The sequence below is a fragment of the Streptomyces sp. NPDC031479 genome (assembly GCF_055581065.1).
This window is the reverse complement of sequence record NZ_JBVIKC010000002.1, coordinates 88,734-112,668: the sequence shown is the minus strand read 5'-3', so window position 1 is coordinate 112,668 and position 23,935 is coordinate 88,734. Positions and strand designations below refer to the sequence as shown.

The window sequence follows — 23,935 nt, the reverse complement described above, 5'->3', positions numbered from 1 at the left end:
GCGGGTGCCGGAGCCTTTAACTAGCACCGGTAGTTTATGACGGGCAGGGCCTACTATGTGGCGCATGGCCAGACCGCGCAAGCCCCTCCTGAGCAGAGACCGCATCGTCGAGGCGGCCGGTGCGCTGGTGGACGCGGAGGGGCTGGAGGCGGTGTCGACGCGGCGGCTGGCCGCGGCCCTCGGGGTCAGCGGGCCCTCGCTGTACAACCACTTCCGGACCAAGGACGCGATCCTGGAGGCGGTGGCGGACGCGGTGAGCGCCCGGGTCGACCTGTCGATGTTCGGTGCCGTCGGCGGCGGCGGCGAAGGAGACCGTGTCGGTGACGGTGGGGCGCGCCGGGACTGGCGCGAGGCCCTGCACGCGTGGGCGCACTCGTACCGGGACGCCCTGGCGGACCACCCGAACATCGTGCCGGTGCTGGCACGGGGGCCGGGCCGGCGCCCCGCCGGGCTGCGGCTGGCGGACGCGGTGTTCGGGGCGATGACGGAGGCGGGATGGCCGCCGGCCCACGCGACGCGGATCGGCGCCCTGATGCGCTACTTCATCCTGGGCTCGGCTGTGGCCTCGTTCGCCCGGGGGTTCGTGGACGACGAGGCGGCGTACGACCCGGTGGACTACCCGCACCTGGGGCGGGCCCACCTGCTGGCGGAGCGCAGGCGCGAGGTGGACGAGGGCGCGTTCGAGACGGGCCTGACGGCCCTGCTGGACGGCCTGTCCCTCCAGTACGAGGCCCTGCGGGAGCCGCGGGCCTGACCCGGCCGGCCGCACGGGGTGGGTGCGGCCGGCCGGTCGGACCCGGGGCCGGCCGGATCAGAAGACGACCAGGGAGCGGCCGCCCTTGCCCGCGAGCATCGCGTCGAAGGCGGCGGGGATGCCGTCGAGGGTGATCCGGTCGGTGACCAGCGCGCCGAGGTCGAGGCGGCCGGCCCGCACGTGGTCGGCGATCACCGGGAGGTCGCGGGCCGGATCGCTGTTGCCGTAGACGCAGCCGCTGAGGGTGCGGGCGTAGTGGAAGATCTCCAGCGCGTGGAAGGCGACCTGCTGCTCCTTGCCGCCGATGCCGACGACCGTGGTGCGCCCGCCCCGGCGGGTGGAATCCCAGGCCCCGCGGATGGTCTCCGCGCGGCCCACGCACTCGACGGCCACGTCCGCGCCCTGACCGGCGGTGAGCGCGCGGATCTGCTTGGCGGTGGTCTCGGAGGCGAGCACGAAGTCGGTGGCCCCGGCGGCACGGGCCAGTTCCTCCTTCGCCGGGGAGACGTCGACCGCCACGACGGCCCCCGCCCCGGCGATCCGGGCCGCCTGCAGCGCGGCCAGGCCGACCCCGCCGACACCGAACACGGCCACCGACTCGCCGGGGCGGACCTGGGCGCTGTGGTGGACGGCCCCGTACCCGGTGAGGACGGCGCAGCCGAGCAGGGCGGCTTCGGGCAGCGGGATCCCGGCGGGCGCGGGCAGCACGCAGTTCGCCGCGACGACGGTCTCCTCGGCGAAGGCCGCGACGTTCAGCCCGGGGTGCAGCTCGGTGCCCTCGGCGTCGTGGGCGTAGACCGCGCCGACCCCGGTCAGGGCCTTGGCGCAGAGCCAGACCTCGCCGATCCGGCAGTGGTGGCACTCCCCGCAGGACGGGGCCCAGTTGAGCACCACCCCGTCGCCGGGTGCGACGTGGGTGACACCCTCGCCCACCGAGACGACCGTCCCCGCGCCCTCGTGGCCGAGGACGGCGGGAACGGGCACCCGCATGGTGCCGTTGGTGAGGGAGAGATCGGAGTGACAGACCCCGGCTGCGGCGAGCCGCACCCGGACCTGCCCGGGGCCGGGTTCGGGCAGCACGATGTCCCGTATCTCCAGCGGGGCTCCGACGGCGGGCAGGATGGCGGCGCGGACCATGGTCTTCGTCTCCGTGTCTTCTGGGGTGCTGCGGGTCGCGGTCAGAACTGCAGGGACTTGGTCTGGAGGTACTCCCCCAGGCCGTGCGGGCCGAGCTCGCGGCCCACGCCCGACTGCTTGTAGCCGCCGAAGGGCGCGCGCACGTTGAAGCGGCCGCCGTTGATGTCCACCTGACCGGTGTCCATGCGCCGGGCGAAGGCCACGGCCGTCTCCACGTCCGCCGCCCAGACGGCGCCGCCCAGGCCGTAGACCGTGCCGTTGGCGATGCGCAGGGCGTCCTCCTCGTCCTCGTAGGGGAGGATCGCCAGGACGGGACCGAAGATCTCCTCCTGGGCGATGGTCATCTCGGGGGTGACGTCCGCGAACACGGTCGGGGTGACGAAGTACCCGTGCTCGTGCGGCGCTTCGGAACCGCCCGCGACGAGTCGGGCGCCCTCCTCGACGCCCTTGTCGATGTACGCGCGCACGCGGGCGCGCTGCTTGGCGTTGATCACCGGGCCGAGTCGGGTGCCCGGGTCGCGGGGGTCGCCGGTGGGGTACTTGGCGACGGCGGCCACCGCGAGGGACACGGCCTCCTCGTACTGGTCCCGCTGGACGAGCATGCGGGTGAGGGCGTTGCAGCTCTGACCGGAGTTGCTCATGACGTCGGCGACGCCCGCGGCGACGGCCTTGGGCAGATCGGCGCCGGGCAGGATGACGTTCGCCGACTTGCCGCCGAGTTCGAGGGCGACGCGCTTGACGGCGGCGCCGGCGATGGCACCGATCTTCTTGCCGACGGCGGTCGAGCCGGTGAAGGAGACGAGGTCGACCCCTTCGTGCTCGGCCAGCGCCTGTCCGGCGACCGGGCCGGTGCCGGTCACCAGGTTGAAGACTCCGGCCGGGATGCCCGCCTCGTGCACGGCTTCGGCGAAGAGCTGCGCGGTCAGCGGGGTGTCCTCGGCCGGCTTGAGGACGAGGGTGCAGCCGGCGGCGAGAGCGGGTGACACCTTGGCAACGACCTGGTGCAGGGGATAGTTCCAGGGCGTGATGGCCCCGACCACACCGACCGGCTCCAGCAGCACGGTGGAGTTCCCGATCCGCTCCTCGAAGGCGTACTCGGCCGCCAGCTCGGCGTAGGAGGAGGCCACCGCGATCGGGGCCCCGACGTGGACGTTCTCCGAGAAGCCGGAGGTGGCGCCGAGTTCGGCGGTGATCGTCTCGGCGATCTCGCCCTTGCGGGCCGCCAGGGCGTCGCGCAGTGCACCGATCAGGGCGGCCCGCTCGGCCGGAGCCGTGGCCGCCCAGCCGGGGAGGGCCGCGCGGGCCGCGCGTACGGCCGCGTCCACGTCCTCGGCGCCCCCGGCCGGGACGGTGGCGATGACCTGCTCGTCGGCCGGGTTGACGACCTCGATCCGGTCGGTTCCGGCGGCGGGCCGCCACTCCCCGCCGATGTACATCCCGTCGTGGGCCTTCATGGCATTCCTCCCGAGCACGCACGAGCGCGTAGAGCTGACGTCGTCGACACCCTACAAACTAGCGCCGGTAGTTTTCGGGGCACCAGGGGCCGCCCGGCTCAGATGATGCCGAAAAGCATCCCCGCGGCCAGTACCACGAGGGAGGTGAGGGCCGCCCATTTCACCGTGAAGCGGGTGTGGTCGCCGAACTCGACCCTGGCCATGCCGACGAGGACGTAGACGGCCGGAACCAGCGGGCTCGACATGTGCAGGGCCTGGCCCACCAGGGAGGCGCGGGCGATCTCCAGCGAGGAGACCCCGTGGGCGGCGCCGGCCTCGGCGAGGACCGGCAGGACGCCGAAGTAGAAGCCGTCGTTGGACATGAAGTAGGTCAGCGGCAGGCTGAGCAGCCCGGTGACCAGGGCCATGTGCGGGCCCATGCCCTCGGGGACGGCGGCGACGAGCCAGTCGGCCATGTGCTTGACCATGCCCGTTCCGCTGAGGACGCCCGTGAAGACGGCCGCGGCGAAGACCATGCCGGCGACGTTGAGGACGTTGTCGGCGTGGGCGGCGATGCGGGCCTTCTGGTCCGGCATGTGGGGGAAGTTCACGGTGAGCGCGAGGGCGGCGCCGAGCAGGAACAGCACCGGGATCGGCAGCAGCTCCATGATCATCGCGGTGAGCAGGGCGACGGTGAGGCCCGCGTTGAACCAGTAGAGGCGGGGGCGCAGCGTCGGACGGTCGGGGTCGAGCCCCTGGAAGCCGTCGTCCCCGGGCGCGGCGGCGGAGGCGGCGCCCGCACCCGCGGCGGAACCCGGGCCGGAGGAGGAACCGGGGGCGGGATCCGTGGCGGAACCGGAGCCACCGCCCCCGGGCGCCTTCGCGTCCGGCTGCGCGCCCGTGTCCGTCCTGCCGCCCGAACCGACCGCGACCAGGAACTCCTCCTCGGCCTCGGCCCCCGCCTCCCCGGGCATCACCAGGGAGCCGACGCGGCGGCGCTCGCGCAGGCCCAGGACGTAGGCCAGGACGAAGACGCACAGGAGCCCGACCGCGAGGGCGGGGATCATCGGGACGAAGATGTCGGCCGCGTCCAGCTTGAGGGCGGTGGCGGCGCGGGCGGTGGGTCCGCCCCAGGGGAGGGTGTTCATCACGCCGTTCGCGGTCGCGGCGACGCCCGTCATGACCACCAGGCTCAGACCCAGCCGCTTGTAGAGCGGGTACATGGCCGAAACGGTGATCATGAAGGTGGTCGAACCGTCCCCGTCGAGGGAGACGATCGCCGCCAGCACGGCCGTGCCGACCACGACCCGCATCGGATCGGCCTTGCAGAAGCGCAGGATGCCCCGGACGATCGGGTCGAAGAGGCCGACGTCGATCATCACGCCGAAGTAGACGATGGCGAACATCAGCATGGCGGCGGTCGGGGCGAGCTTCCCGACGCCGTCGATGACGTAGTCCCCCAGGTGCGCGCCCTTTCCGGCGAACACGCAGAAGAGCGCGGGGATGAGGACGAGCGCCGCGATGGGCGACATTTTCTTCAGCATGATCAGGACCAGGAAGGTCGCGATCATGGCGAAGCCGAGGAAGGTCAGCATGCAGGGAACCTAGGTGCCGCCTCCTTGTGCCAACAAGACGTCGACGCGTGAGCAATACGAGCAAAACCCCAGCTCAGGGCAGGGGTACGAGTTCGACGGGGAAGCCGTTGAGCACCGCCGTCCCGGAGAGCGGGTCGAGCCGGGTGCCGTCGAGGAGCTGGTTGACGTTCACTCCCGGTTCGGCGGCCGCCACCGCGAGGCGGGTGCCGTCCCGGTCGTGGCCCCAGCCGTGCGGCAGGCTGACCACGCCGGCGCGGACGGCGTCGGTGACCTCCACGGGGACCTCCAGACTGCCGCCGTCGGCCGTGACCCGGGCCCGTCCCCCGTCGGCCAGTCCAATCCGCTCCGCGTCCCGCGGATGGACCTGGAGGGTGCAGCGGTTGGAACCTCCGGTGAGGGCCGGGACGTTGTGCAACCAGCTGTTGTTGGACCGCAGGTGGCGGCGGCCCACGAGCACCAGGGCGGCGGGGCGGCCGGTGAGGGCCGCGCGCAGTCGGGGGAGCTCGGCCGCGATCGGGTCCGGGAGCAGCTCGATCCTGCCGCTGCGGGTCCTGAGCAGGCCCGGGAGCCGGGGCCGCAGCGGGCCGAGGTCGATGCCGTGCGGGTGGGCGAGCAGCCTGTCCAGACTCAGCCCGCCGTCCGACCCGTCCGGCTGCCCGTACGCAGACCCGCCCTCCGGCGCTTCCGGCTGCCCGTCGGACTGCCCGACCGGCTGTCCTGCGGCGCCGAACAGGTCTCCGTACGGGCCGAGTCGCAGCATCAGGTCGAGCCGCCGTTCGGGTCCGTTCTCGCCCGCCAGGAGCCCCGCGAGGCGGGCGGGGTCGGCGCCGTGGAGGGGGGAGCGCCGGTCCGCGGTCTCCCGGGCGAGGGCGCCCTGGATCGCCGTCTCGTCGACGACGGACGGCTCGGCGGCGCCGTGCGTGCCGGAGACGGCCAGGACGAGGCGCGCGTGGATCTCGCACTCGTCGAGCCGCCCGGCTTCGAGGGGGACGGCGGGACGGGTGTAGCGGACCTGGTTGCGGATGGCGAAGCCGTTGAAGGCGAAGTCGTGGTGCGCGCTCTGGGACGGGGGCGGTGGAGGCAGCACGACGTGGGCGTGACGGGAGGTCTCGTTGAGGTAGGGGTCGACGCTGACCATGAAGTCCAGCCCGGCCAGGGCCGCGTCGAGCCGGCGGCCGTCGGGGGCGGACAGCACGGGGTTGGCGGCGATGGCGATCAGGGCGCGGATCCGCCCCGGACCCGGGGTCTCGATCTCCTCGGCGAGGGCGGCGATGGGCAGTTCGCTCTTGGCCTCGGGGTGGCCGGAGACCCGGCTGTGCCAGCGGCCGAGCGCGAATCCCCGGCCGGGTCCGGCCGCACGGGGGCGTGGGCCGGTCGCCGGGAGCGGGAAGAGGGCCCCGCCGGGCCGGTCGAGGTTGCCGGTGAGGATGTTCAGTACGTCGACCAGCCAGCTGGCGAGCGTCCCGTACTCGACGGTGCAGCTGCCGATCCGCCCGTAGACGGCGGCGGTCGGCGCGGCCGCGAGATCACGGGCCAGGTCACGGATCTCGGCGGCCGTGAGGTCGCAGGCGGGGGCCACGGCCTCAGGAGTGAAACTCCCGAGGGCGTCGGCGAGTTCCCCGAGCCCCTCGGTGTGTCGCGCCAACGCGCCGGGAGCGGACAGCCCTTCGGCGAGCAGGGTGTGCGCGACGGCGGCGAGCAGCAGGGCGTCGCTGCCGGGGCGGGGTGCGAGGTGCCGGTCGGCGAGCCGGGCGGTGCGCGTCCTGCGCGGGTCGACGACGACGAGGGTGCCTCCGCGCGCCCGCAGCGCCTTGAGCCGGCCGGGGAAGTCGGGGGCGGTGCACAGGGAGCCGTTGGACTCGACCGGGTTGGCGCCGAGCAGGAGCAGGAAGTCGGTGCGGTCGAGGTCGGGCACGGGGATGGCGAAGGGGTCGCCGAACAGCAGTCCGCTGGAGACGTGTTTGGGCATCTGGTCGAGGGTGCTGGCGGTGAAGAGGTTGCGGGTGCCCAGGGCGCCCACGAGCAGCGGCGGGTAGAGGGCGCCGGCCATGGTGTGCACGTTCGGGTTGCCGAGGACGACGCCCACGGACTGCGCCCCGTGTTCCCGGACCAGGGCGGGGACGGCTGCGGCGATGGCGTCGTAGGCCTCCTCCCAGGTCGCCCGGCGCAGGCGGCCGTCGCGGCGGACGAGGGGGGTGCGCAGCCGGTCCGGGTCGGCGTCGAGCGCTCCGAAGGCGGCGCCCTTGGGGCAGATGAAGCCGCGGCTGAAGACGTCGTCGCGGTCACCCCGGGCACCGGTGACGGTGGTCCCCTCGATGGTCAGGGTGAGGCCGCAGGTGGCTTCGCAGAGGGGGCAGATGCGCGGGGCGGTGCGGGGCATGGGCCCTCCAGGGGGCGGCAGGCCGCGGCACGGACCGTCGGCGGCCCGGCCCGGCGGCGCGGGCACGCGGGCGCCCCGAGCATACCGACCGGTAGGCACGTCGGGGAGGGGGTTGCGGCGACCGGTCGGCTCCGGGCCGTTCAGTCCAGGACCCGGGCCAGGTAGGCGTGCATCATGGCCCGCGTCTCGGCGACGATCGCGGGGTCCCCCGCCGGGTCGGACCGGAAGGCCAGCTGGACGAGCGCGTCGGTCGCCTCGACGGCGACCAGTACCGCGCGCTCCAGCCCGGCGTCGGGGACGAGGCGCAGATGCCCGCACAGCAGCCGGGTCAGGCGCGCGGCGACCAGGTGGTTCGGGTCGGCGGCGGGCCCCTCCGCGGGCGGCGCGGGCACGCCGAAGTCGACGAGGGCGAAGCCCGGGACGCTGCGCTTCATGGCCAGGTACTCGTCGAGGACGGCGTCCACGACGGGCCGCCAGTGGGCGACCGGCAAGACGGCGAGGCGCCTTTGGATGCCGTCGGCGTACCGGTCGAGGTTGCGGTGGGCGAGGGCGACGGCCATGGCCCGCTTGTTCCCGAAGAACCGGTAGACGGATCCGATGGGCACGCCGGCGCGCAGGGCGACGGCACGGGTACTGAGGTTCTCGTAGCCGGTCTCGTCCAGGAGCTCGGCACAGGCGTCGAGGATCCGGGCGAGACGGTCGGCGCTGCGCTGCTGGACCGGGGTCCGGCGCAGGGGGTGGGCGGGAGGCACGGGGTCCATCATGCCGCTCCTGGCGTGTGGTTCGGGTGAACGGGACGTCCGGCCCTCAGTTCAGCAGGAGAGTGAGCCCGCCGAGGGTGTACGTGACCATCAGCGCGAGCAGCGGGAGTTGGCCGGCCACGGCCCTGGCGGGCGGGAAGAGGCGGACGGAGCGGTCGTGGGCGGCGATCACGCCGAGTACGTGACCGACCACGACGGCGATCACCTGGAGGGCCGCGAGGCCTCCGGAACCCAAGGGGGGACTGGGCTCTGGGGCATTGTCAGTGCCCAGTGCCATGATTACTGTGCGTGGTCCTTCGGTGACGAGGAGGGAGAAGTAATGGGCGATGAGATAGCCGAGGGCGATCGGTACGAGTGAGTGCGCGAAGGCGGTCAGCGGGCGGGGGTGCGGGCCGCTGACGAGGCGGGTGGCGCCGGCGCACAGGCAGTAGAGGGTGGCGACGAGGGCGATGGAAGCGAGCAGCCCGAGGGTGGCCGCGGGGGTGCGGCCGAGGGGGGAGGTCTGAACGGCGTTGATCCAGGCGGGGTTGTCGGAGTAGCCGTCGTAGGCGGTGGACCCGAGCAGGACGCAGACGGTGGCGACGAGTCCGGGCCTCTCGGGCGTCGCGTCGAGTCCGTGCAGGGGGTTGCGCAGGGCCAGGCGGCCGTCGCCGCGGCGGCCGAGCGGTGAGAGCCGGGCCAGGAGGTCGGAGTAGGCCTCGAAGGCGTCGGCGTCGGCGAACCACCGCTCGCCGAAGCGGGCGGCGAGCAGCAGGTGGAGGGCGGCGTAGCCGGTGATGGCACAGAGGAGGGTGGTGGTGGATGCGGGATCGGGGGCGACGAGCTCCAGCCAGGTGAAGCCGAACAGCCCGGCGGCGGCGGGCCATTGGCCGAGCCGGGCGGGCAGGGGGCGGTCCTCACCGGGCGGGCGGCGGCGGATTCGGCGGAGGAGCCGGTGCAGGGTGCGCAGCGGGTTGAGCAGGCGCCAGACGGGGCCGAGGAGGAGGGAGGCGGGGACGAGTCCGACCCAGAGCAGGACGTAGACGGCGCCGGGAGCGGGGTTGCGGGCGGGGTCGTCGGGATCGAGGAGGAGGTGGAGGAGTACGGCGAGGGCTGCGGCGAGGCCGAGGCCGCGCAGGGTGGTGCGGGTGGCCGGCGCGTCGGCCACCCGCTGGAACCCGGCGGGCAGGGCCAGACCGGAGCGGTCGCCGCGGAAGCGGGAGACCGACCAGAGGAGACCGAGTGCGAGGAAGGAGACGAAGAGTGCGGTGAAGGCTCCGGCGAAGGCGTAGAAGGGAGAGATGGGCAGGTCGTGCTGGGAGCCGATCCCGTGCGCGAGCGGGACCTGCGGGTCGGCCGGGTGAAGGACCACGCTCCGGCCGGGCCCCGGCCCGAACGCCGCCACCGCTCCCGGCTCCGCCGACGGTCCGGGCCGGACGCCGGACCACACCCCGGGCGCTGACGCCCGGCCCTGGGCCGCCGCCCCGGGGCCGGGGGTCATCGGACCAGGAGCTGGGTCAGGACCAGCCCGGACTCGTGGGTCTCCACCTCGAAGAGGCCCGTGCGGTCGGCCGTCAGGACCAGGGTCGCCTCCTGGCCCGCGGGCAGGGCGAGTTCCTTGTCGTAGCCGTGGACGTGGAGGGTGTCGGCGCGGTCGCTGGTGACCCGCAGGGCGACGCGTTCGCCGCGCTTGACCTCGGTGCGGCCGGTGGCGGGGACCACCTTGCCGTCCCGGACGGCGAGGGTCACGGTGCGGTCGGCCCGCGGAGCCCCGGAGGGCGCCGCCGAGCCGGTCGGCGCGGGTGCGGAGTGGCTGTGGGACGCCTCGCCCGGGGGGCCCGCGGTCAGCGGCACGGACGCCTCGACCGGCTTGCCGGCGACGGCCCAGGCCGTGTGGTCGTCGGCGTAGAGGCGGACGGTCAGGGTGTGCGCGCCCTCGGGCACCTGCGCCGCGGGCAGGTGGAACCAGGGGCCGTACACGCGGGCCAGCTTGTGGCCGTCGAGTCCGAGGTGGGCGTGGCCGGCGCCCGGGAGGGCGGCGCCACCGGTGCTGTCGGGGGTGAAGCGGAAGTTGGTGACGGCCAGTTGGAGGTTCCAGCCGTCCTCGGAGTCGGGGCGGGCGGTGAGCCTGACCTCCGGCGCGCCCCCGGCCGGGACCTCGCGCAGGCGGTGGCCGCCGCCGTCCTGGGTGTCGAGCAGGGTGCCGGTACTGCCGGAGGCCTGCTCGTGGGTGGTGCCGGGTTTGTGGTGGGTGGTGGCCCTGCCCCCGCAGCCGGTGGCCGCGCCGCCCACGAGGAGCAGGAGGAGGGCGACGAGCGCGGCCGTGCGGGCGTCGGGGCGGCCGGCCCGCGCGGGCGGGTGGTCGGCAGGCGTCGCACCGGATGCGGGCCTGTGCGGGGACGGTCACTTCGGGCCTCCGATGGAGGTTCGGGCCGGCCGGCCACCGACCCCGCGGCCCGCCCCAGCGCCCGCGCCGCCACGCCCCGACAGCGGGCCGGCGGGGCGCCGGCGGTGGGCTCGACGAGTCGTCAGTAGCGGGCGTCGGGGCGAGGAGCGGGGCGTCGGGGCGGGTGCCGGCGGGCGGTACGGAGCGGGGATCCAGTCGAGAGCCGGGTCGGGGTGGGCCCCGCTCCGGACCGGGCCCCGGGGCAGGCGGTGAGGGGCAGGGCCCGCCCCGGAAGGGCCCGGGGCAGGGGCTCGGGCCAGGGGGCCAGAGCCGGGGGGCGGGGCGGGGGGCGAGGCGGGGGGGGCAGGGCGGGGGCGGGGTCAGGGGGTCAGGGCGGGGGCCGGGGTGGGGGGCTGGGGGGCCGAGGAGGTGCGTGGGGTGGGGCGGGCCGCGGCGACGGCCGTCCACAGGACCCACACCAGCGCCACCAGCGCGCGTATCCAGGCGGGGCTCAGCGGGATCCAGGGGATCATCAGAACGGCCTTGTCGAAGGCGTCCAGCAGGGTCAGCGCCCCCAGGAGCAGCGTCAGCCGGGCCAGCCAGGGGCGCCCGGGGCGCAGGGCCAGGCCGGCGCCGGTCCACCAGAGGCCGAGCAGCAGCAGGGCGAGGGCCGGGACGAAGGTGTCCTGGAGGGGCATCGTGGAGCCGGCCACGTCCAGGGCCACCCCGGCGGCCCCCAGCAGGGAGGCCACCGTGCCCAGCCGGGAGCGGCGCAGGCGGCGCCACCACAGCACCCCGCCGACCAGCAGCAGGACGGCCGCCACCGCCAGCGCGATCTGCGTCTCCACCCGTTCCAGACCGCGGGCCCCGTACCAGTCGCAGCCGGCCGGGAGTTTGCGGGCCTGGACGTTGTAGTCCGCACAGACCAGCAGCTGGGCGAGCTTGACCGGTTCGCCCACCAGCCGGGCGGAGGCGCCGCCGACCTCGCCGCGCGCCTTCCCGCACTGCGGCAGGGTGCCCGGGGTGGAGCCGTCGGGGCCGTCCTGCCAGCAGTTGCCGCGGCCCTGGCCGTCCCACCACACGTCGGTGCCGTTGGGCCGGGAGGCCCCTGACCTGTCCTTGCCGAGGATGTTGCCGGCGTACCGGTTGTGGTGGGAGGTGTCGGTCTGCTTCGACCACTTCTCCTCGCCGCGGATGTAGGCCGGCACCGCGCTGAGGAAGAAGGCGGCCCGCCGGTGGCCGTACACCCAGTTGTTCTCGTAGAGGTTCCAGTTGCCTCCGGCGGTGATGATGCCGGTGCCCGGCGGCATCGAGATCTGGGGGCAGACCACCCCCTGTTCGTAGCCGCGCTCGACGGGCGGCTTCGCGCAGGTGCCGTCGGCCACGTAGGGGTAGTAGTCGGCGTTGTTGTCGTGGATGAGGTTGCGTTCGAAGCGGGCGTGGTTCTGCGGGAGGCCGGGGTGTCCGGGGAAGGCGCTGTCCATCGAGGCGCCGCCCATGTTCTGGTCGAACTCGTTGTCGTGGACCCACACCGAGTCACCGGCGGTGCCGGAGTAGCCGACCATGTTGTGGTGGCTGCGGCAGCCGGTGATCTCGATCGAGTACCGGGGCACGTCGTAGCCGCGCCCGTCGTTGATGTTGGAGGCGCTGCCGGGGTAGATGCCGGAGTCTCCGTTGCCGTAGGACTCGCAGTTCTTGTACAGGCCGTGGTCGCTGGCGAAGGTCAGGAAGCCGTACTCGTCGTTCCAGCGGGTCAGTACGTCGTCGATGACGAAGCCGTCGCCGGCCAGTACGTACAGCGAGTTGAAGGTGGTGCGCTGGGCGGTGAAGTTGCGGAAGTAGACGCCGTCGGACTCGTCGGCGCGGATGGCGTTCAGCTTCTGGTACTTGGCGTCGATGACGACGTCCATGCGCGAGGCGCCGGTGCCCTCGATCTGGAGGTCCTTCTTGCCGAGGATCGCGACGAGGTTCTGGTTGTGCGGGCAGCTCGCCTGCTGTTCGCAGGACAGGATCTGGTAGCCCAGGGCGGAGTTGGGGGCCTTGAGGGCGGCGCACTCGCCCGTCGGCTTGGGGAGCGAGGGCTCCTCCTCGTAGAGGCCGGGCAGGACCGCGATGTTCATGCCGGGGCGGTCCACGGCGTCGACGGCCGCCTGGAGGTGGCGGTAGCCGGACTTCTCGCAGCGTTCGTAGAGGTCGAGGTTGCGGCGGCGCAGGTCGTCGGGGAATCCGGCGATGCGGCGCTCGAAGGCGGGCCGGTCGGTCTTGCAGACGATCAGGTCGGGCTCGGCCGCGCGGTACGCGGGGACGGATCCGGTGCCGTCGGGCAGGGCGACGGGGCGCTCTTCGTGCGCGAGGGCGGCGGGCGCGGCGGCGAAGAGGGACAGGAGGGCGAGCAGGGCGGCGAGGAGCGCCGCCGGCACGCCAGGGAACCTGCAGGTCCACGACATGCGCGTGAGAGTAGAGCAATGTTCATCTTTTCGGATCCCCTCCCGCACGGATCCGTCCGCACCGCCGTCCGCACCGCCGCCCGCACCGCCGCCCGGCGGGAGGCCCCGGCGGGAATCGGTGGCGTGGTCCGGGACGGCGTTGACGAGTGGCGCGCGGAATCCTACTGTCTGGCATAGGATTCCTTCGACGGAGCGGGAGCAGCCCATGAGTGAGCAGGCCAGGAAGACGGCGGAGGCGCTGGAGTACCTCACCGGCTTCGGAAACGAGCACAGCTCGGAGGCCGTGCCGGGCGCACTCCCCCACGGCCGCAACTCACCCCAGCGCGCCCCGCTCGGCCTCTACGCCGAGCAGCTCAGCGGCAGCGCCTTCACCGAGCCGCGCCGCCACAACCGCCGCTCCTGGCTCTACCGGATCCGCCCTTCGGCCGCGCACCCCGCCTTCACCCGGGTCGGCAACGGAGCACTGCGCACGGCGCCCTTCACCGAGGCGGTCCCGGACCCCAACCGGCTGCGCTGGAACCCGCTGCCCGACCCGGCCCCGGGCACCGATTTCCTGGCCGGCCTGTGGACCCTGGGCGGCAACGGCGACGCCACCCAGCGCACCGGCATGGCCATCCACCTCTACGCCGCCAACGCCGACATGACGGACCGGGTGTTCAGCGACTCCGACGGTGAGCTGCTGATCGTCCCGGAGCGGGGCGGCCTGCTGCTGCGCACCGAGCTCGGCCTGCTCTCGGTCGGCCCCGGCGAGGTGGCCCTGATCCCGCGCGGCATCCGTTTCCGCGTCGAGCTCCTCGACGGAGACCGCGACGGGGGCGGCGCGCCCGCCCGCGGCTACGTCTGCGAGAACTACGGACAGCCCTTCGACCTCCCCGACCTGGGCCCGATCGGCGCCAACGGCCTCGCCGCCGCCCGCGACTTCCGGGCGCCCGTCGCCGCGTACGAGGACGTCGAGCGTCCCACCGAGGTGGTCAACAAGTTCTGCGGGAACCTCTGGTCCGCCACCTACGACCACTCCCCCCTCGACGTCGTGGCCTGGCACGGCACGCACGTCCCGTACGTCTACGACCTGCGCCGCTTCAACGTCATCGGGTCGATCAGCTACGACCACCCCGACCCGTCGATCTTCACCGTGCTGACGTCGCCCTCCGACACCCCGGGCCTGGCGGGCGTGGACTTCGTGGTCTTCGCCCCGCGCTGGCTGGTCGGCGAGGACACCTTCCGCCCGCCGTACTTCCACCGCAACGTGATGAGCGAGTACATGGGCCTGATCGAGGGCGCCTACGACGCCAAGGCCGAGGGCTTCGTGCCCGGCGGCGGCTCGCTGCACAACATGATGTCGGCGCACGGTCCCGACCGCGAGACCTTCGACCGGGCCAGCGCCGCCGAGCTGAAGCCGCAGAAGATCGACGACGGCCTGGCCTTCATGTTCGAGACCCGCTGGCCGATCACCGCCACCCCCCAGGCGGCCGGGGCGGAACACCTCCAGCGCGGATACGACGATGTCTGGGAGGGTCTCCAGCGCCACTTCCGCGCCTAACATGCGCATGCGTGCGCGCACGGCCCCCGTGCGCGCACGCCCGCCGCCTGCACTCCAGTCTGCCGCCGTTCGGAGAACCACCCGTGACCGCCTTCGCCCCCGACTCCCTCGTCCTGAACCGGAAACTGCCCCTCTGGTACCAGGTGTCCCAGTCCCTGCGCGCCTCGATACTGGGCCGCACCCCGGACGCCTCCTTGCGCCTGCCGACCGAGGAACAGCTCGCCGAGCACTACGGCGTGAGCGTCCTGACGATGCGCCAGGCGCTCAAGGAGCTGGAGGTCGAGGGCCTGATCAGCCGGCACCGGCGGCGCGGCACCTTCATCGAGCCGGGCGCGCTGCGCAGCGCCCCGGTGCGGCTGCTGGGGTCGGTCGACGCGATCGTGGCCCAGCAGTCGGGTGAGCGGACGACGATCCTGGGACGGGAGCGGACTCCGGTGGCCGGTGAACTGCTGGAGCACTTCCCCGACACCGCCGAGGTGGTCACGTACCGCAGGCTCCGCCACGACGGGGAGAGCGGCGAGCCCACGAACTGGGCGGAGAACGCGGTGCGCCCGGAGTTCGCGGACGCCGTGGACCTGGACGACCTGGTGCGGTGGCCGATGACGAAGGTGCTGCGCGACGTGGTGGGGGTGCGGATCAGCCGGATCACCGACACCGTCGAGGCGCGCCTGGCGGACCCGGTCACGGCCGAGCTGCTCCAGGTCCCGCTGCTGAGCCCGATCCTGCACTACACGGGCGTGACGTACGACGAGGACGGGCGGGTGGCCGACGTGGCGCGGATCCGCTACCGCGGCGACCGGTTCTCCTTCACGGTGACGGTCGACGCGCCCTGACGGTGACGGGCCCTGCCGGCCGACGGGCCCCGGCGCTCGCTCGACGGGCTCTGACACTCGACGGGACCTGACACTCGACGGGAGCTGACGCCCGACGCGTCCTAGCTCTTCTCGCCCTGCTCCTCCCCGGGGCGTTCCCCCTCGGCCTGGGAGGGGGTGGTGCGCATCGTATGGGGGTGCTGTTGCTGCTTGCGCTGCTGCTCGTCCATGTCCTCGTCGAGCCGCTCGCCCTCCGCCTGTGACGGCGTCGAATACTCGTCGTACTGACTCATGGCCGACTCCTAGGTCGGTACGGATCGCATGTATGCGTACATAAGGAGCGTAACGCTTCGGCCTGGACACGGCCCGGCCCCCGCGCCCCGTCGCTACCATCTGCCGGGTGAGCGAAGACGTACCGCTGCTGGACGATCTGATGCCCTGGTCCGTGGGCGGCCTGCGCCTGGGGCGGGACTGGGTGGTCGCGCCCGGTCCGGCCACGCTGCGCGCCCGCTGGACGGCCCTGACGCGCGCCGAAGGGCCGGAGCGGGAGCTGCTGTTCCGCCCGAGCCGGACCCGTACGCCCGCGGCCGGAGCGGCCGCCCTGCCCGGGCAGCGCTCGGCGACGGCCCGGTTCTCCGAGGCCCCCGGCCCGTTCCCCGACCCCGTGCGGGTACTCCGGGCGCCCTTCGACGAGCAGTGGCTGCTGCCCGACCAGCGGCTCATCGACTCGGCGCGCCCCGAGCTGTGGCGGGTCCTCGACGCGCAGCAGCTGTTCGTGGTGGAGACGCCGGAGCCGCTGGTCACCGCCCACCTCCCGGCGGGCCGGCTCGGCCGGATCCGGCCGCTGCACCGGCGCCCCGGCGGGGCCGAGCCGAACCTCGCGCCGGGCCTGCTGCCGCTGCTGGGGGCGCGCCACGGCGGCTGGGTCACCCCCGAGGACGTGCTGTGCTGGATCCTCGCCGCGGGCCGCCCCGGGCCGCGCGGGTACGAGGTCCCGCTCGCGGCGGACCCGGAGCGGTGGCGGGCCGGGCTGGAGCTGGGTCAGCGGCTGCTCACCGTTCAGCTGCGCGGGGTGCGGGGCGGGGAGCCGCCCCGGCTGCCGGGCGGGCGGCGGCCGTACGTCCGCTCGGCGGTGACGGCCTGGCCGCAGGAGCTCGCGTACGACCCGGAGAGCGAGACGCTGACCCTCGGGGACGGTGCGGTCTCCCCGGTTCCGGCGGGCGCGTGGGAGTACGAGGCGCAGGGCGTGCGGGTGCTGGAGTCCTGGTTCGCCGCGCGCGGTGCGCACCGGGATCCGCGGGCGCGGGGGCTGGAGGCGTTCGGCCCGGCCGAGTGGCCGCAGTCCTGGACCTCGGAGCTGTCGGCCCTGGTGACGACCCTGGCGCTGCTGGCCGATCTGGCCCCTCTGCGGGCTGCGTTCACTCCCGGACCGCTGCTGGCGGCCGGGGAACTGACGGCCGCCGGGGTGCTGCCGCCGCCGCGCTGGTCCCGGCGGCCCGCGTCGGTGCTGGACCACCAGGAGGAGGGCCCGGGCGGCCAGTTCGCCCTGCTGTAGCCCCTGCACGCCGCGCGGGCGCGGCAGCCCCGGGCCACGCGGACACGGCGCGGCCGGCCCCGTCAGGGAGCGGGGTCCCAGGCGCCCAGCAGGCGGGACACCGCGCGGTCGAAGACCGTCGCCATGTCGGGCGGCACCGGGGATGCCGGGCCGCTCGCCGTGAGGGCCTCGGCGAGCCGCGGGTACTCCCCCGACGCCAGCCGGGAGCCGAGCCAGGCCGTCCGTACACCCTGTTCGGCGGCCTCGCTCCAGGGCAGCGAGCGGGCCCGTTCGGCCAGGGCCAGCTCGCTCCCCACGAACGCGGCCACCGTGCCGTTCACCGCGGCGATCAGCTCCAGCTTCTCGCCGCCGGAAGCCTCCAGCGGCGCCAGGCAGGCCAGGCTGTGCTCCAGGTACCGCAGGGCGTGCGGGCCGAACCCGTAGACCGGGCTCAGCAGTCGCGGCAACCACGGGTGGCGGTGCATCAGGGCCCGGGTCTGTCGGGCCAGCGCGAGCAGGTCGGCGCGCCAGTCGCCGCTCGGCGGGGTCAGTTCGTACTCCCCGCTGACGGTGTCGACCATCAGCTCGTGGAGGTCCTCCTTGCGGGGGACGTAGTTGTACAGGGACATGGTCCCGGCACCGATACCCGCCGCCACGCGCCGCATGGAGACGGCCTCGATCCCCTCCGCGTCGGCGATCCGCACCGCCTCGGCGGCGATGGAGTCCCGGCTGTGCGCGGGGCGCGGTCCGCGCCCCGCGCGCACGGGGCGGGTCCAGATCACTTCGGGTTCAGCGGGGCGCCCGCCGGCTGTCATCGGTCACATCACCTCGTCGTCTCGCCACCATCTTAGTTACGTACACCGTACGTAGTGAGGTACGGTGCCCATATGACGACTACGTACGCTGTACTTAGTGAGGGTCTGGAGAAGCACTACGGTGAGGTGCGCGCGCTGCGCGGGCTGGATCTGGCCGTGCCGGAAGGCGCCGTCTGCGGGTTGCTGGGCCCCAACGGCGCGGGCAAGACCACCGCCGTCCGGATCCTCACCACCCTCACCGCGCCCACCGGGGGCCGTGCCCTGGTCGCCGGCCACGACGTCACCCGCGACCCCGCCGCCGTCCGCCGCGCCATCGGGGTCACCGGGCAGTACGCCTCCGTCGACGGGGACCTCACCGGCCGCGAGAACCTCCGGCTCTTCGCCCGCCTCGCCGGACTGCGCGGCAGGGCCGGGCGGGAGCGCGCCGACGCGCTGCTGGAACGGTTCGGGCTCGGCGAGGCCGCCGACCGGGTGGCCTCGACCTGGTCCGGCGGCACGAGGCGGCGCCTGGACCTCGCCGCCGGACTGATCACCCGCCCCCGGGTGCTGTTCCTGGACGAGCCCACCACCGGCCTGGATCCGGCGGCCCGCGAGCACATCTGGACGGCCGTGCGCGCGCTCGCCGACGAGGGCACCACCGTCCTGCTCACCACCCAGTACCTGGAGGAGGCCGACCGGCTCGCCGACGACATCCTGGTCGTCGACCGCGGCCGGGCCGTCGCCAACGGCACCCCGACCGCCCTCAAGGCCCGCATCGGCTCCTACGCCGAGGTCACCGTCGCGCGGGCGGACGCCCTCACGGCCGCGGCCGGGGTCCTCGACCGGCTCACGGGCGGGCGGCCCGCCCTGGACGAGCAGCGGCTCACCGTCGGGGCGACCGTGCTGGACCCCGGCGTCACCCTCCCGCAGGTGATCCGCGCGCTCGACGGCGCCGGCGTCCCGGTGACGGACGCGAGCCTGCGCCCGCCCACCCTCGACGAGGTGTTCCTGCGCCTCACCCGGGTTCCGGCCCCCGCCCCCACGAAGGAGAACGCGGCATGACCACCCTGCTCTCGGACGGCGGCGCCGTCCTGACCCGCCAGCTCCAGAAGGCCCGGCACGCCCCGGCGCTGCTGGTGCTGACCCAGACGATGCCGCTGACGATGCTGCTCTTCTTCGGCTACGTCTTCGGCAGCGCGCTCGCCATGCCGGGCTCCGAGTACCGCGAGTTCCTGGTGCCCGGACTGCTCGCCGCGACCGCCGCCAACGGCCTGATGACCGGCATGTTCACGGCCGCGCAGGACGCGCACCGCGGGGTGATGGACCGCTTCCGGACCCTGCCGATGAGCCGGAGCGCCGTCCCCCTGGGCCAGACGGCCGCCGACCTGCTGACCACGGCGGTGTCGCTGGTGCCGGTGATGCTGGTGGGGCTGGCGATGGGCTGGCGGGCCGAGAACGGACTGCCCGGCGCGCTCGGGGCGTTCGGCGTACTGCTGCTGTTCCGCTTCGCCACCGCGTGGGCGGGGACGTACCTCGGGCTGGTGAGCCGGAGCGAGGAGGCGGCGGGGCAACTCGCCAGCGCCACCTTCGTCCTGCCGATGCTGTCGAGCGCCTACCTGCCGACGGCCGGGCTGACCGGCTGGCTGCGGACGGTCGCGGAGTGGAACCCGATCAGCGCCGTGGCCACCGCCGTACGGGCCCTGTGCGGCAACGCCGGCGGCGAGGCGGCCCCGGGCGCGTCCTGGCCGGCGGTCCACCCGGTGGCCGGGGCGGTGCTGTGGTCACTGCTCCTGCTGGCGCTCTTCGTACCGCTGGCCACGCGCAGGTTCGCCCGCGGCCGGGACTGAATCCCCTCCGGAACCGAACCCCCTCCGGACGGGGACGGCGGTGGACGTACGGTCGCCGGACTGCGGGATCCGCGTGGCCGCACGCGGACCGCCGGGGCCGTACGGGGTGACAGACCCGGCCCTCCCGGTATAGGCATCGGTGTCATGGACACCGACCCGGCCCCCGCCGCCGCCCCCCGGGGCGCCGCCCCCGAGCCCCTCCCCCTCGCCGGCCTCACGGTCGTCGCCGTCGAACAGGCCGTCTCCGCCCCCTTCGCCACCCGTCAGCTCGCCGACCTCGGCGCCCGGGTCATCAAGGTGGAACGCCCCGACGGCGGCGACTTCGCGCGGGCGTACGACACCGCCGCCCACGGCCTGGCCTCGCACTTCGTCTGGGCCAACCGCGGCAAGGAGTCCCTCGCCCTCGACCTGAAGGACCCGCGCGGGCTGGAGGTGCTGCACGAGCTGCTGGCCGGCGCCGACGTCTTCGTCCAGAACCTCGCGCAGGGCGCCGCCGCCCGCCTCGGGATCGACGCCGCGGCCCTGTGCGCCCGCTACCCCCGGCTGATCGCCGTGGACGTCTCCGGCTACGGGCCCGAGGGCCCCTACGCCCACAAGCGCGCCTACGACATGCTCGTGCAGTGCGAGGCCGGCCTGGTCTCGGTGACCGGCACGCCCGGGGTGCCCGTCAAGGCGGGGATCCCGGCGGCCGACATCGCCGCCGCCATGTACGCCTTCTCCGGGGTGCTCGCCGCCCTCCTGCGCCGCGGGGCGACCGGCCGCGGCGGCCCCGTCGAGGTGTCGATGCTGGACGCCCTCGCCGAATGGATGGGACATCCGCTGCACCACACGATGCACGGCGGGGAGCAGCCCGTACGGACGGGTCTCGCGCACGCCGTGATCGCGCCCTACGACGCCTACCCGACGGCCGACGGGGACCGCGTGCTGCTGTCCGTGCAGAACGACCGGGAGTGGGGGCGCCTGGCACGGCAGGTGCTGGGGCGGCCCGATCTCGCGGAGGATCCGGCGTACGCGACGAACGCGGCGCGCACCCGGGGCCGGGAGAAGACGGACGCGGTGGTGGCCGAGGCGCTCGGCCGGCTCGGCGCGGACGAGGCGGTGGGGTTGCTGGAGGCGGCCGGGATCGCCTGCGCACGGCTCAACTCGGTGGCACAGCTGGCCGCGCACCCGCAGCTCGCGGCACGCGACCGCTGGCGGGAGGTGGATTCACCGGCGGGCCCGCTGCGCGCGCTGCTGCCGCCGATCGGGCTGCCGGGTGGCGCGGAACCGCGGATGGGAGCGGTGCCCGCGCTCGGCGAGCACACCGACGCCCTGCTGCGCGCCCTGGGGATGACGGGCGCGCAGATCACGGCACTGCGCCGGGACGGTGTGATCGCCTGAGGCCGGGGGTACGCCGGGAGGCTCCCGGTGGACACCCGGGAGGGGACGGGGCCGGGGTGCGGCCGGGCCGGACCGGCCGCGCTGCGGGGAGGTTACGAGCGGCGGCTGCCGAAGAGCGTGCGCCGCAGCCTGCGCAGCGGGGCGAACAGCGCGACGCGCGCGCTCCGGCTCCGCTGGACGTGCGTGTGGTCGCGGGAGGTGAGCTCGCGCATCAGCAGGGTCGCCTCGGCCACCTCGTGGTGCGGGACGGCGGGACCGCCCAGCACGGCGAGATGGCGGTCGAGGCGCGAGCTGACCGCGCTGCTACCGCAGGTGATGGCAGGCACGCGGGGCGGCCTGCTGCGCATTGCTATCTGTTCCATGTCTCTCCCCACCCGTACGAGGGCACCCGGCCCGGGCAGGGTAACCCTATCGCCCCGGCGTCACACTCGGGTATCCCGGTGGTGTGAATTACCCCTGTAGTTACGGGTAGTTGACGATTACTCACCGGAGTCGACCGTCACTCTCCGCAGTTTCGGGCCGACTTGGGGAGCCCCTCGGAGGGGTGATCGGAGAGTGTCGTCACGACGGGGGCCACCCGACGCGCACTGCGCTAACTTGGAGTGATCACCCGGTGACGCTTGGGGGTTCGCGTGAGTGGGAACGAAGGCGGGGACGCCGCGCGTGTCGTCGCCGGACGCTACCGGCTGCTCGGCCCCCTGGGCCGCGGCGGCATGGGCATCGTCTGGCGGGCCCGGGACGAGGTACTGGGCCGAGAGGTCGCCGTCAAGGAGGTACGGGCCCCCGCCGGGCTGGACGCCGCCGAGGTGGCGCGCATGTACCGGCGCCTGGAACGGGAGGCGTGGGCGGCGGCCCGCGTCTCGCACCGCGGGGTCGTCACCGTCTACGACGTGGCGAGCGAGGACGGCCGGCCCTGGATCGTGATGGAGCTGGTGCGCGGGCTCTCGCTGGCGGAGGTGCTGGAGGGCGAGGGCCCGATGACCCCGCAGCGGGCGGCCCACCTCGGCGAGCAGGTACTGGCCGCGCTGCGCTCCGCACACGAGGCGGGGGTGCTGCACCGGGACGTGAAGCCCGCCAACGTACTGATCGCCAACGACGGGCGGGTGGTGCTGAGCGACTTCGGGATCGCGAGCCTGGAGGGCTCCTCCGCGATCACGATGACCGGCGAGGTGGTCGGCTCCCCCGAATACCTGGCCCCGGAGCGGGCGCTGGGCCGGGAGCCGGGTCCGGAGTCGGACCTGTGGTCGCTCGGGGTGATGCTGTACGCGGCCGTGGAGGGCGTCTCGCCGTTCCTCCGGGACACCCCGCTGTCGACGCTCCACGCCGTGGTCGATCTGGAACTTCCGCCGCCGCGCCGGGCCGGGCCCCTGGAGCCCGTACTGGAGGGGCTGCTGCGCAAGGATCCGCGGGAGCGGCTCGCCGCCGCGGAGGCCGCCCGGATGCTGCGGATCATCGGTGCGGGCGGGACCGTCCGGGCCCCCGGCGGGCCGGTGTCGGGGCCGGACGCCCCGACGGCCGTCGCGCAACCGGGGGGCGGGGCGTACGGGGAGACCCCGCCGATGGCCGCGGCGCCCGCACCCGTACCGCCCCCACCCGCGCCGCCGCGGCAGGGGTCGGCCGGGGCCGTGGTGACCTTCGGGATCGCGGGGCTGCTGCTGGTGCTGGCCCTGCTGGTGTGGCTCCTGCTGCGGGACACCGGCTCCGGGACGGAAGGGGGTGGCGGGGCCGGGCCCCCGGGCTCCGCGGCGGCCTCCGGATCCGCTCCGGCGACCGCCTCCGGCTCGGCTTCGGCGTCGGCGTCGGCCTCGGCCTCCTCCTCGGCGTCGGCGGGCACCGAGCCCCCGCAGAGCGTCACGCTCTACGTCCACACCGTGCGTCCCGCCTACGACGGGACCTGCCCGCCGCCCGAAACGCTCGCGCCCGCCTTCACCGGGACGCTGGAGGTGGCGCGCACACCCGCCGTGGTGGAGTACCGCTGGATCACGCGCGGGGGATCGGCTCCCGCGTCGGACTGGCAGAGCATCGTGTACGAGGCGGACGGGCCCCGGACCCGGCAGTTGAACCACACCGAGTCCGGGCACCGGGCGGGCGCCACCCTCGCCGACGCGGTCCGGCTGGAGGTGCGGCAGCCCGCTCTGACGGCCTCGCCGTGGCTGGAGTTCTCCGTGACGTGCGCGAAGGAGACCCCGACGGGCGGGGCCTCCTCCCCCGCCGCCTCCGCAACACCGGGCGGCACGCCCCCGCCGGATCCGACCCCGACGCCGACGCCGAGTCCGACTCCGATCCGTCAGACACCCCCTAGCGGAGACGGCGTACGGTCGCGCCCCGCCGGTCAGGCCTTGCCGGCGAAGACGGGCAGGTAGCCGCCGGACTGTCCGGCGGCGGTGGGGTGGTAGGACTCTCCGATGTTGAGCCAGTTGACGCTGTGCAGCCACGCGTCGCCGGAGCAGATCTCGTGGCCCGTGAAGGATCCGGCGACCGAGGCGAAGGCGAAGCCGTGGTCGGCGGCACGCTTGGCGATGGCGGCGTTGAGGTAGTCGGACGCGCCGTTGATGGCGGTGCGTTCGCCTTCGGTGAGGCCGGCGACGCAGTTCCCGTTCAGCTTGTAGAAGCGGGGGTAGCCGAGGACGACCACCCTGGCGCCCGGGGCCCGGCCGTGGATGGCGTCGTAGACCTGGTCGAGCCGGCCCGGGAGGGTGGAGTCCACGTACGCCTTGGCCTCGTTGACGCGGCTGACGCAGGTGGATTCGGACTGGAGCACACAGGTCGTCATGACGTCGGCGAATCCGGCGTCGTTGCCGCCGATGGTGATGCTGACCAGGTCCGTGCCGGAGTTGAGCGGAGCGAGCTGGCCGGAGAGGACGTCGTTCGTCCGGGCGCCCGAGCAGGCGACGAAGGAGAAGGTCTGGGGGGAGTGGGCGGCGGCCCACAGGGCCGGGTAGGCGCGGCTGGTGCGCTTGCAGTCGCCACTGGCGCCGTCGTAGCTGCCGGAGCCGACGCCGGAGGAGTACGAGTCGCCGAGGGCCACGTAGCCGAAGTCGGCCTGGGCGGCGGCCGCCTGGCCGGTTCCGAGCAGGGTGGCGCCGGCGGCGAGGAGCAGGGAGGAGGCGAGGGCTGCGAGGCGCGACAGTCTGATGCTCATGGGGATGGCTCCTT

20 protein-coding genes are annotated in these 23,935 nt (G+C 74.3%); 8 read left to right on the top strand and 12 right to left on the bottom strand.

Annotated features, from left to right (window positions below):
- Positions 1–55 precede the first annotated feature (55 nt).
- Positions 56–754 (top strand): TetR/AcrR family transcriptional regulator, encoded by a 699-nt coding sequence (locus ACZ5D2_RS03070; protein WP_371679266.1) that lies wholly within the window; start codon positions 56–58, stop codon positions 752–754.
- A 57-nt stretch (positions 755–811) separates the two neighbouring features.
- Here ACZ5D2_RS03070 and ACZ5D2_RS03065 read toward each other — a convergent pair whose 3' ends face one another.
- From ACZ5D2_RS03065 to ACZ5D2_RS03030, 8 genes are all read right to left on the bottom strand, one after another.
- Positions 812–1,891, bottom strand: a complete 1,080-nt coding sequence (locus ACZ5D2_RS03065) for a Zn-dependent alcohol dehydrogenase (protein ID WP_371679265.1) — start codon at positions 1,889–1,891, stop codon at positions 812–814.
- Between the two features lie 41 nt (positions 1,892–1,932).
- Positions 1,933–3,345, bottom strand: coding sequence for an aldehyde dehydrogenase family protein (locus ACZ5D2_RS03060; protein WP_468926812.1), 1,413 nt, complete (start codon positions 3,343–3,345; stop codon positions 1,933–1,935).
- A gap of 98 nt (positions 3,346–3,443) precedes the next feature.
- Complete coding sequence (locus ACZ5D2_RS03055; RefSeq protein WP_468926810.1) at positions 3,444–4,919, bottom strand: CitMHS family transporter; 1,476 nt, start codon at positions 4,917–4,919, stop codon at positions 3,444–3,446.
- 73 nt (positions 4,920–4,992) lie between these two features.
- On the bottom strand, positions 4,993–7,299 hold the full coding sequence (locus ACZ5D2_RS03050) for a molybdopterin-dependent oxidoreductase (RefSeq protein ID WP_468926808.1): 2,307 nt from the start codon (positions 7,297–7,299) through the stop codon (positions 4,993–4,995).
- Positions 7,300–7,439: 140 nt separating this feature from the next.
- A complete protein-coding gene (locus tag ACZ5D2_RS03045) occupies positions 7,440–8,060 on the bottom strand; it encodes a TetR/AcrR family transcriptional regulator (RefSeq protein WP_371681329.1) in 621 nt (206 codons plus the stop codon).
- A 46-nt stretch (positions 8,061–8,106) separates the two neighbouring features.
- Positions 8,107–9,540 (bottom strand): hypothetical protein, encoded by a 1,434-nt coding sequence (locus ACZ5D2_RS03040; RefSeq protein ID WP_468926806.1) that lies wholly within the window; start codon positions 9,538–9,540, stop codon positions 8,107–8,109.
- Positions 9,537–10,331, bottom strand: coding sequence for a cupredoxin domain-containing protein (locus ACZ5D2_RS03035; protein ID WP_468926803.1), 795 nt, complete (start codon positions 10,329–10,331; stop codon positions 9,537–9,539). The genes ACZ5D2_RS03040 and ACZ5D2_RS03035 overlap by 4 nt, the downstream gene beginning before the upstream one ends.
- A 474-nt stretch (positions 10,332–10,805) precedes the next feature.
- Positions 10,806–12,872 carry a right-handed parallel beta-helix repeat-containing protein gene (locus tag ACZ5D2_RS03030; protein ID WP_371679260.1) on the bottom strand — a complete coding sequence of 689 codons (2,067 nt, stop codon included), beginning with the start codon at positions 12,870–12,872 and terminating at the stop codon, positions 10,806–10,808.
- Between the two features lie 205 nt (positions 12,873–13,077).
- On the opposite strand from ACZ5D2_RS03030, the gene hmgA reads away from it, so the two are divergent.
- Positions 13,078–14,412, top strand: coding sequence for a homogentisate 1,2-dioxygenase (gene hmgA / locus ACZ5D2_RS03025; RefSeq protein ID WP_371679259.1), 1,335 nt, complete (start codon positions 13,078–13,080; stop codon positions 14,410–14,412).
- An 83-nt stretch (positions 14,413–14,495) separates the two neighbouring features.
- A complete protein-coding gene (locus ACZ5D2_RS03020; protein WP_371681327.1) occupies positions 14,496–15,245 on the top strand; it encodes a GntR family transcriptional regulator in 750 nt (249 codons plus the stop codon).
- Positions 15,246–15,346: 101 nt separating this feature from the next.
- On the opposite strand, the gene ACZ5D2_RS03015 is transcribed toward ACZ5D2_RS03020, so the two are convergent.
- Positions 15,347–15,517 (bottom strand): hypothetical protein, encoded by a 171-nt coding sequence (locus ACZ5D2_RS03015; RefSeq protein ID WP_371679258.1) that lies wholly within the window; start codon positions 15,515–15,517, stop codon positions 15,347–15,349.
- A 140-nt stretch (positions 15,518–15,657) separates the two neighbouring features.
- On the opposite strand from ACZ5D2_RS03015, the gene ACZ5D2_RS03010 reads away from it, so the two are divergent.
- Positions 15,658–16,779: a type ISP restriction/modification enzyme gene (locus ACZ5D2_RS03010; RefSeq protein WP_371681326.1), complete on the top strand. Its 1,122-nt coding sequence runs from the start codon at positions 15,658–15,660 to the stop codon at positions 16,777–16,779.
- Between the two features lie 62 nt (positions 16,780–16,841).
- On the opposite strand, the gene ACZ5D2_RS03005 is transcribed toward ACZ5D2_RS03010, so the two are convergent.
- Positions 16,842–17,573 carry a TetR/AcrR family transcriptional regulator gene (locus tag ACZ5D2_RS03005; protein ID WP_371679257.1) on the bottom strand — a complete coding sequence of 244 codons (732 nt, stop codon included), beginning with the start codon at positions 17,571–17,573 and terminating at the stop codon, positions 16,842–16,844.
- A 72-nt stretch (positions 17,574–17,645) separates the two neighbouring features.
- Between ACZ5D2_RS03005 and ACZ5D2_RS03000 the strand changes: the two genes are divergently transcribed.
- The 3 genes from ACZ5D2_RS03000 (at position 17,646) to ACZ5D2_RS02990 (ending at position 20,779) form a co-directional block, all read left to right on the top strand.
- Positions 17,646–18,614: an ATP-binding cassette domain-containing protein gene (locus tag ACZ5D2_RS03000; protein WP_371679256.1), complete on the top strand. Its 969-nt coding sequence runs from the start codon at positions 17,646–17,648 to the stop codon at positions 18,612–18,614.
- The gene (locus ACZ5D2_RS02995) at positions 18,611–19,399 is read left to right on the top strand and encodes an ABC transporter permease (RefSeq protein ID WP_371679255.1); all 789 of its coding nucleotides are present in this window, start codon (positions 18,611–18,613) and stop codon (positions 19,397–19,399) included. Before ACZ5D2_RS03000 ends, ACZ5D2_RS02995 begins: the two co-directional genes overlap by 4 nt.
- Before the next feature lie 144 nt (positions 19,400–19,543).
- Entirely contained in the window at positions 19,544–20,779 is a 1,236-nt protein-coding gene (locus ACZ5D2_RS02990) for a CaiB/BaiF CoA transferase family protein (protein ID WP_468926796.1), read from the top strand.
- Between the two features lie 92 nt (positions 20,780–20,871).
- Here the strand turns inward: ACZ5D2_RS02990 and ACZ5D2_RS02985 are convergent, their stop codons facing one another.
- Entirely contained in the window at positions 20,872–21,141 is a 270-nt protein-coding gene (locus ACZ5D2_RS02985; protein ID WP_078950594.1) for a hypothetical protein, read from the bottom strand.
- Between the two features lie 270 nt (positions 21,142–21,411).
- Between ACZ5D2_RS02985 and ACZ5D2_RS02980 the strand changes: the two genes are divergently transcribed.
- A complete protein-coding gene (locus tag ACZ5D2_RS02980; RefSeq protein ID WP_468926793.1) occupies positions 21,412–23,142 on the top strand; it encodes a serine/threonine-protein kinase in 1,731 nt (576 codons plus the stop codon).
- On the opposite strand, the gene ACZ5D2_RS02975 is transcribed toward ACZ5D2_RS02980, so the two are convergent.
- Positions 23,112–23,915, bottom strand: coding sequence for an SGNH/GDSL hydrolase family protein (locus ACZ5D2_RS02975; RefSeq protein ID WP_468927226.1), 804 nt, complete (start codon positions 23,913–23,915; stop codon positions 23,112–23,114). The genes ACZ5D2_RS02980 and ACZ5D2_RS02975 overlap by 31 nt on opposite strands.
- Positions 23,916–23,935 lie beyond the last annotated feature (20 nt).